Raw genomic sequence first — 7,441 nt, forward strand, 5'->3', positions numbered from 1 at the left:
TAACAATATCAAAAGATTTGCTCGAGCATATGCAGCAGGCATTAATGTATGCTACATAAGGCTAAAGTCGAGCTTAGGCGTCAATTTAATTTATATTTTTCTATATATTCCGATGGACTTAGTCCTTCCCTCTTTTTGAATAATCTTGAAAAATATTGTGGATATTCAAATCCCAATTCGTATGCTACTTCAGAAATACTTTTATTCGGTTTCAATAAAATATTCTTGGCCTCATCAATCAAGTATAATTGCAAGTGTTCGGTAGTGGTTTTGCCTGTTTCTTTCTTAAGTGTGTCGCTAAGGTAGCGTTGCGAAACCAACATCTTATCCGCCAATTGTTCTAAACTTGGAATACCTTTTTCTTGCAACTGCCCCGATTCAAAATATTCTCCTAATTGTTGATTAAATTGCTCTAACAAATCACTCGATAGTTCTTTTCGATTCAAAAATTGCCTTTCATAAAATCGGTTGGCATATTTTAAAAGGGTGCTTAATTGAGAAATGATGATGTCTTTACTAAACTTATCTTGATTGTTGTGGTATTCTATTTCAATATTCTTCACAACAGATTCTATCTGCCTTTCTTCTTTTGGCGAAAGGTGTAAAGCTTCGTTTGCTGAGTACGAAAAGAAACCATATTTCTTAATTTGTTGTGCTAATTCAGTACCTTTGAGAAAATCTTCATGAAAGTTTATCGAAAAACCCTTTTGCTCAAAAACTACGCTACTATCCCATTGCAAAACTTGTCTTGGAGCCATAAAAATCATTGTCCCATTAGTAAAATCATATTTTGTTCGTCCATAGTTTAAATCCCCTTTGACTATTTTTTTCAAACTAATCGTATAACAATCATGTGTAATCGGAGGTGAACTCTCTTTTGGGCAAGGGAGAAAACTATCTCCAATTGCAAACAAGACACTTAACATAGGATGTTCAGGTCGAGGGAGTTGCATATAGTCGAAATAAGCTGATAGTGTTTTGAAATGCTTCATGTTAATTGTTTAATTTTTCAAGTCTTTTTCTACTGTTACTAATTGTTTATTGTAGGCTTCAACTCTGGCATGGGCATTACTATCTACCAATAAAATAACTGCCATCATTGCAATAGTTGTGATGCTAATTGCTCGCCAAAGGGGTGTATCAATGAAAACAATCAACAATGCCGCAATTACAATGATAAATGGAATGACTTTGAAAACGGCGGTTTGATACTCCGCCATTAATTTTTTGGTTCGAGCTCTTTCCGATTTTATAAAGGCTGAGGCATCGCTATTGTAAGCAGTAGCAAAACTTGTAATTCTTGATTTATTGGTAAAAAACAATCCAAGTCCTATAGCTAAAAGTAAAACACCTGCTACCAATGTTGGGAATATGAATGCTTTAGCGATGTCGGTTTTGCCTAATTGCCAAAAGCCTATGGTGGCCAATACAAACATAATCCCAAAAAGGACGAAGAATGCTGATGAAAAAACTTCGTCTTTTGCCCATTCAATTGATGTTTTTAATATATCCATGGCTTTATACTTCACAGCTTCTCAATTTTATCAATCTGTGTTTTTCTCTCTTGATTTTTTGACCTAAAAACTCCACGTGCAATTGGTTTCCTTTTCTGATACATCCCAAAGCTTGCCTGCTACTTCTCTATCTAAGGCAAATGGCTCCAATTTGCAGGCGCCCACTGGACCGCCCCAATTCATTCTTCCTGTCGGACCATAATAAGCCTGCTGTTTTAGGTTGTCTTCGGTGGCACACATTACCTCTGGATAAGAACCTTTTTCGGCTGATTGAACCATAGGCGATGCCGACAAAATAGACCACGTAATCCTAGTCATCAACGGAGTATCTTTATTTATTAATGATGTTTTAGAAGCACCTGGGTGACAAACATAAACTTTTACATCTTTGTTTGCTTTTTTTATTCGATGTTGCAATTCGTAGGCAAACATTATCTGAGCTAATTTGCTATGACAGTAGGTATTGTTAGGATGGTAGTTTTTATCAAAGTTCATATCTTCAAACTGAATTGTTTTCAAGCCCATTTTATAACCTTGGCTCCCAACCACTACAACTCTTCCTCTTGTTTCCTCTACTTTATCAAATAGCAAGTTGACCAGTAAAAAATGCCCATAATGATTGATACCGAGTTGGCTTTCAAAACCATCATTTGTAAATGCCTGCTTTGCTACTTGGGCAACAGCCGCATTACAAATCAGTGCATCAATTTTGGGTACTGTTCTAATCACTTCCTCAGCGGCATTGCGTACAGAAGACAGCTCTGCCAAATCCATTTTGATAAATGCAACTTTAGCATCTGCCCCAAATTGTGCTTTAAGATCATCGATTGCCTTATTAGATTTTTTTGCATTTCTATTGAGCATAAACACCTCAGCACCTTTGCTCAAAAGTATCTTGGTAGCTTCAAAACCTGCTCCTGTGTTTGCCCCTGTTATTACATAAGTTTTACCACTTAAACTTTCTAATCTTTCAGGAGTCCACCCTTTTTTGCCAAATTCTTTCTTATTCATCTTTGATTGTTTTTAGTTGTTAAAAAGAATAGCACAAAGGTAGGTGTGAAGCTGTTTTAATGCCTTATACAAAATTTCGGATCTTGTATATTTTTTGGTTTTTTCTCCCTCTGTTGCTTGTGTCCCCACCATAGCCGTCAGGCTAAGAGGAGCATAGTAAAAAAATTACTTAAAAATACCTTCATCGCCTCAGCGCGTGGGGACATGCGCTGATCGAATCGCCAAAATTTGAATACTGAAAGATGTTTCATGAGGTAAAAAAATAGTGGTTTGACGGCTATGGTGTCCTCACAAGCAATTTCTACGCTAGTAACCTTTTTCAATTCAATATGGAGGGTAGAGGTTGTTTGTAGAGACACAAGCAACGGCGTAGGGCTTCCTAACACCTTGATTTTCAAATACTACTTCCCAATACAAAAAGTAATAACCACTGACTATCAATACCTTACAAACAAAAGGTACAAATAAGGTACAAAAAAGATCAATTTAGGGTAAATGCAAGGGTAAAACTAAAGTAATGTGTAAGCCTATGTTTTATCTTGGCAAACCGTAGCTTTGGCAATTTGCTTTTGTAAACGTAAGTACCTTTTAGTGGGCTTTCCTGCGTAGCTCCCTAATACCTTACCACTAAGTATCATCTTTTGGGCAGCTTGCCCTTTTACCATATCATTCACAGCCTTATACATCCACCTTGAAGCCTTACTTTCTATCTGCCCCCTATAAAACCCTTTAAATGCGGTTCGGTGCATAAAGTACCCATTTACATAATGCAGCTTGCGGCAATGCTTACCAGTAACAGGACACACAAAAAACCACACCTTGCCTTTACCTAGATTAGACGGTATGTTTACTAAATCTATCTTAGTATACCTTGACTTGCCATTATAATTATACCTTAGCTCTAAATATGGATTGGTACTATAAAGGTTTACTTCTAACATTGTTTGTAAAGATGGGCTATAACAATGCTTAAGCTCAAAGCTTCCACGTATCCATTGACCAACTTCAAAGAAACCCTCTTTTTTGAGCATACCTAACGATAATTGTAAAAAGTCGGTGTACATTACGGGAGAACTAGAGGGTTTGATCATCAGTGAATATGGTTAAATGAAACCTAAATTTTTAAGGAATATGAGGTTTTATAAAGTGGTATCAATCACACACCACATAATGTAAATACTCCATTACAGAGCTTGCCTTATGATCTCGATTAGTGTCTTTATCGGCTTTAAAGCGGCTATACTCTTGAGTAAACAAACCATACTTGCCACGTTTTGACATGATTCTTTCTACATCTTCTACGCTCATTAAACCTTCATTATTGTAGCTTAGAAAAATATACTTCACCTTGGCTTTTGAAATGATATTTTCAAATGAATTAAGTACTTGTTTTTTGATAGAAAAATTTGATTTCTGGTTTGAATAATCTCTCAAACCTGTTTTTCCCTTAATAGTAGGGTTGTCATATTTGGCAATAGTCTCCAGCAAATGATAGTTAGGCGCATACTGCCTATGATTATAAGGAGGGTCTAAATACATCACATCTCCCTGTACCTTTTCTATCAATGCCTCTATGTTTTCATTAAATACCTGGTGCTCAGCATTGTTTAAAACAAAGTTGGCGGGAATCATTTGTAAAGGCTTTTGAGCGGACTGTTTGAGCTTTTTCAGAAAAGCCCCATACACTGAGGCTGTGTTGGCTACCTTATCTAGGTTTTCTATTAAAGTAGCCAACAAGAAAAAATATTCATTATCATTGATTAGCCCTTGTCTTTTCCAATCTTCTATTTTTTGCCTTATGGCATCAGCTTTTTTGCCGTTGGCATCAGAGTAATACTGCCGTGCATGTTCCTGGTCTTTGGTACCTTCGAGGCAGTAATTATTATAAATAAAACCTTCGGTACCTTCAATATCATCGAGGTATTTGCAAACATCTGCTGCCCGCATTTCTATAAGGGAACCTTCGAGCCTGTCAATTTCACCACAAAGACTTTTAAATTCTAAATGCGCATGATTCTCAATGTAATTCTTATTTAAAACATAGCTGTAGTATTGCAAATCATTTGCTATTACCTTATTTCCCAGCTTTTTAAAATGCTGCCCTACTGCTCCAGTCCCTGCAAATAAATCAAGGAAAGTAAAATGTTTCTCTTTGACTACTTGATAGATAGATGTTTCTAAAAAGTTGAGCAATGATTTTTTTGAACCTATGTAATTCATAATATGTATGTTGATGTGCTATGGCTGGCATTCACCCCTTGTACAAAAACATCAAAATGCCCTTGTGAAAAAGCCCAATTAAGCTCACCTAAACCTCATGTTTTCCAATCATTAATCAAGGTTTGCATTAGATCAAAAGATTTTTGACCATTTTTATGCTTCAAAGTGGTTTTAAAAAATTCTCTGATTATGTTTCTACAATGAGCATAGTCCCATTTATTTCAAATATCTTGATTTGATAAATCCACCCTTTGCTATGCTTGTTTTTCCCTTGAAATAAGTGGCAATTTAGTTATTAATTCCTTGTTTTGCTAATTACATTTTAGCAAAAAAAGGTTTTGTTATTATACAAAAACGGCAAATTGTCAGGCATAAAAAAAGCTACCAATGTTGGCAGCTATTGAAACCCCTTAAGTTTGGATTGTAATGGGGAGAGGAACCATTGAAAACTACTTTTATACTTAAACAAAAATGGTTTTGGGGACAGATTTTGACCAATTGTCTGAATACCAACATTAATCAACCGAAGCTACAGCTGTGCTGAGCTCACCGCAGGTAATCACTTTAATCTTAGTATAGATTTTTTGACCCATATTATATCTGACAATACCTCCCCATTCCCAAAGTTTAACTCAACTAGCTTGTTTTCTGAAAAGTCAAGAATGTATTTATCTATAAAGGATTTTAAAAGGGGAATGTCAGCTTTTAATTCCCAATGATCATCAGGATTATTATTGTAAAGGACTAGAAACAATCGGTTTTTCAAATGTTTTCTACCTTGTTGGCTTTGGTTTTTATACAACCATTCTATCAACTCCTTTTTGTTTTGAAAATAATAATCAAAGTCTAGTTTTTTTGGGAAATTTGATGTCTTATGGTCAAATTGAACGCCATTTATGCTAAAATCTACTAATTTATCATATTGATCTTTATGAGGCATCACGTTTTCATGGGTAGCAAAAATAAACTCGACTGCTTTGGCTGACCAGAAGTTATACCATCTATTGAGAGTATAATTCTTTAAACCTGGGTTGAAACCATTAATTATTTCTTCGAGTTCCTGAAAGTTGTCTGTTTGATATATGAAGTTGGTGTCCCGATCCCAAGAGTTAGATTGCTTTCTGCCCCATTTATAAGGATAAATCAACCTTTTCTTTAGTTCTGATTCAATTTTTTGCAAGTCCATAATTGAAGAATTTTAGTTATAATAATCTTTGCTAAGTAGGGGCTTAGCTATAAGCTACAAGTAAGGTTAACTCGCTCATAGTATGACTGTTACACCTACTCATTAAGTATATTTAATTCTGCCTCGGTAAGTAGCAGCAAGTCCTTAGATACCGATGAATATCGGTGCAATTAGCTATAAGCTACAAGCAAAGATAACTCTCTCATAATATGATAGTTATACTTGCATATTAGGTATATTTAATTTTGTCTTGGTACATACTTAACTACCATGAATTTTACTAAAATTTTTCAAAATAAACCATCTTTATTATTTGTTGACTCAAAACCAGTAAGGGCTTGTTTAAATTACCTTGAGTCAACAAAACCAGCAAATTGCAGGGACAATTTGCTGGTTTCGGTATATCAGTTTTTTGCCTGTTTTCTCTTCCGCCAGAGACTTGAAAGCTTTGCACAAAGGCAAGTCTGATGACTTGCTTGCGCAGCAAAAACAAGTTGCCTTGGCAGAGAGGTCTGGAGCCTTTGGCTAATCAACCACCCCAATGGGTTATTTGGCACAAATGAATTTTTTTTTATACGAAAAGTTCATCTTCTTCACACTGCAAGTTACCGCTATCCCACATATCTTGAACGTTATCGGCTTGTTTGTTATCCCCTTTTTTTCTTAAGTGATTAATCACAACTGATACTTGGCTACACTTGATACCACCTTTAAGTGCTGATAACTCTTCTTTTTGTAGCTTGAATGCTTTGAAAGCATGTAGGTTTGATGTTTTTCTCATTTTTTTATCTAATTAATTATAAGACGTTGTATTGATTTGATGTTGCAAAGGAAGCCAATAAACGCCTCAAATAGTTGGACATATTGAGAAAAAAGTAGGAGATATAAGCCCTACACTCACTATTGCTTGTTTATGGAGATGCTAATGGGTATTCATTCACTATTGACATAAGCTTTCTTACTTGTGCTTTTTTATTGAGTTTGGCTCTTGCTTCTCCTCCGCCATTGCTTGTGTCCCCACAAGCAATTATTCTAGTAAATGCGGCAAGATAACTATTTACAAATCGGGAGGACAATGCGAACCACGAATTATGTGTCATTTTGAACGCAGGTGAAAAATCTGTTGGTATTTTTACTGCCTGGATAGGCTTACTTGCTCTTTAGGAGCAAGAAAAGTTACAAACTTTCCCCCATCATTAGGTTCAAGTTGCCGCTGCGCTCAAACTTAAACCAGCGGGGTGGTTGCTTGTAGACACAAGATCCCTAGGACGGTATGGTCTCTTGTGGGGACACAAGCGACGGCGTAGATGAGTGTACAGATTGAATCGCCAAAAACCTAGAGACTGAATAATACCATTACCCCGCCATTGCTTGTGTCTTCACAAGCAATTTCTACATACTGTCTCCATAATGCTTTAAAAACCCAAAGTCATCCCCGCCATTGCTTGTGTCTTCACAAGCAATTTCTACATACTGTCTCCATAATGCTTTAAAAACCCAAAGTCATCCC

General features: G+C 36.0%; 7 protein-coding genes. All 7 read right to left on the reverse strand.

What is annotated here, in order from left to right; all coding sequences use genetic code 11:
• Positions 1-80: 80 nt before the first annotated feature.
• The 7 genes from Q0954_RS31910 to Q0954_RS31940 all read right to left on the reverse strand — a co-directional run bounded on the left by Q0954_RS31910 (position 81) and on the right by Q0954_RS31940 (position 6,712).
• Positions 81-992, reverse strand: a complete 912-nt coding sequence (locus tag Q0954_RS31910; protein ID WP_299465380.1) for an AraC family transcriptional regulator — start codon at positions 990-992, stop codon at positions 81-83.
• A gap of 9 nt (positions 993-1,001) precedes the next feature.
• Positions 1,002-1,514 (reverse strand): hypothetical protein, encoded by a 513-nt coding sequence (locus Q0954_RS31915; RefSeq protein WP_299465383.1) that lies wholly within the window; start codon positions 1,512-1,514, stop codon positions 1,002-1,004.
• A 63-nt stretch (positions 1,515-1,577) separates the two neighbouring features.
• Complete coding sequence (locus Q0954_RS31920) at positions 1,578-2,525, reverse strand: SDR family oxidoreductase (RefSeq protein ID WP_299465386.1); 948 nt, start codon at positions 2,523-2,525, stop codon at positions 1,578-1,580.
• A gap of 527 nt (positions 2,526-3,052) precedes the next feature.
• Positions 3,053-3,616 (reverse strand): hypothetical protein, encoded by a 564-nt coding sequence (locus Q0954_RS31925; RefSeq protein ID WP_299465389.1) that lies wholly within the window; start codon positions 3,614-3,616, stop codon positions 3,053-3,055.
• 61 nt (positions 3,617-3,677) lie between these two features.
• Positions 3,678-4,745: a DNA adenine methylase gene (locus Q0954_RS31930; RefSeq protein WP_299465392.1), complete on the reverse strand. Its 1,068-nt coding sequence runs from the start codon at positions 4,743-4,745 to the stop codon at positions 3,678-3,680.
• 559 nt (positions 4,746-5,304) lie between these two features.
• Positions 5,305-5,931 (reverse strand): hypothetical protein, encoded by a 627-nt coding sequence (locus tag Q0954_RS31935; protein WP_299465395.1) that lies wholly within the window; start codon positions 5,929-5,931, stop codon positions 5,305-5,307.
• A 571-nt stretch (positions 5,932-6,502) separates the two neighbouring features.
• On the reverse strand, positions 6,503-6,712 hold the full coding sequence (locus Q0954_RS31940; protein WP_299465398.1) for a hypothetical protein: 210 nt from the start codon (positions 6,710-6,712) through the stop codon (positions 6,503-6,505).
• Positions 6,713-7,441: the final 729 nt, after the last annotated feature.

Source organism: uncultured Microscilla sp., assembly GCF_947493425.1.
Lineage (GTDB): Bacteria > Bacteroidota > Bacteroidia > Cytophagales > Microscillaceae > Microscilla.

What these genes read in the sequence shown, in the direction of transcription:
- Q0954_RS31910 (WP_299465380.1), bottom strand. Translation starts at nt 992, where the DNA reads ATGAAGCATTTCAAAACACTATCAGCTTATTTCGACTATATGCAACTC.
- Q0954_RS31915 (WP_299465383.1), bottom strand. Translation starts at nt 1,514, where the DNA reads ATGGATATATTAAAAACATCAATTGAATGGGCAAAAGACGAAGTTTTT.
- Q0954_RS31920 (WP_299465386.1), bottom strand. Translation starts at nt 2,525, where the DNA reads ATGAATAAGAAAGAATTTGGCAAAAAAGGGTGGACTCCTGAAAGATTA.
- Q0954_RS31925 (WP_299465389.1), bottom strand. Translation starts at nt 3,616, where the DNA reads ATGATCAAACCCTCTAGTTCTCCCGTAATGTACACCGACTTTTTACAA.
- Q0954_RS31930 (WP_299465392.1), bottom strand. Translation starts at nt 4,745, where the DNA reads ATGAATTACATAGGTTCAAAAAAATCATTGCTCAACTTTTTAGAAACA.
- Q0954_RS31935 (WP_299465395.1), bottom strand. Translation starts at nt 5,931, where the DNA reads ATGGACTTGCAAAAAATTGAATCAGAACTAAAGAAAAGGTTGATTTAT.
- Q0954_RS31940 (WP_299465398.1), bottom strand. Translation starts at nt 6,712, where the DNA reads ATGAGAAAAACATCAAACCTACATGCTTTCAAAGCATTCAAGCTACAA.